We start from the raw sequence: 938 nt of genomic DNA on the forward strand, positions 1-938 counted from the left end.
GCCTCCAACTGCTCTTCGTTCTGTACGCTCGACTGCCACAGAATCGCCTGTTGCTCGGTAACCGGGCGGTAATGGGCCGCCCAGACCTGGCTGGCGTCCTGGATAAAACTCAGGCGCAGAGCATCGTGGTGAACGACCAAAGCCTGGATCGCCTGTTCGAGGTGTTCAGCGTTCAGTGCCCTGCCCGGTTTGAGCAACAGTGCCTGGTTCCAGTGGTGGCGTTCGGGAATGTCTTCCTCGAAGAAGTGCCGATGAATCGGCAACAGCAGCGCTTCACCTGTGACCAGCCCTTGATCGATCTGCAGCCCACCTCCCTCGCCACGCTTCGCCACCGAGGCCAGCCCCTGAACCGTCTGGTGCTGGAACAGCTCTTTGGGTGTAAAACGAATCCCCATCTGCCGGGCCCGGCTGACCACCTGGATGGAGATAATGGAATCACCGCCCAACTCAAAGAAGTTGTCAGTCAGGCCAACCTTTTCGACCTTCAGTACATCGGCCCAGATGGCGGCGATCCGTTGTTCCAATTCGCTTTGTGGCGCGACATATTCCTGCTGCAACTGGCTGGCATCGGGTTTCGGCAAGGCCCTCCGGTCAAGTTTGCCGTTGGGCGTCAGCGGCATCGCCCCGAGGAACACCAGATGGGCCGGGACCATATAGTCCGGCAGGCTTTCCTTCAGATAATCGCGCAAGGTGCTGCGCAGTGTGGTTTGCCAATCTGGATCATTTGACGGGTCCGTATCGGTCACGAGATAGGCAGCCAGTTGCTTGCCGCTCGGCCCTTCGATATCGATCACCACGGCCTCGCGAACAGCCTCATGCTCTTGCAGGCGGGCCTCGACCTCGCCCAGTTCGATGCGGAAGCCGCGGATCTTTACCTGGTGGTCGATACGGCCGACGTATTCAATCACACCATCGGCACGGTAACGGGCCAGGTCGCC

General features: G+C 59.7%; 1 protein-coding gene. It reads right to left on the reverse strand.

Annotated features, from left to right (window positions below; all coding sequences use genetic code 11):
* Positions 1-938: phosphopantetheine-binding protein (locus DNJ95_RS19075; protein ID WP_242672006.1), on the reverse strand; the 938-nt coding region annotated here is incomplete at both ends.

Origin of the sequence: Stutzerimonas kirkiae, assembly GCF_004327335.1 — a bacterium.
GTDB classification, from domain to species: Bacteria; Pseudomonadota; Gammaproteobacteria; order Pseudomonadales; family Pseudomonadaceae; genus Stutzerimonas; species Stutzerimonas kirkiae.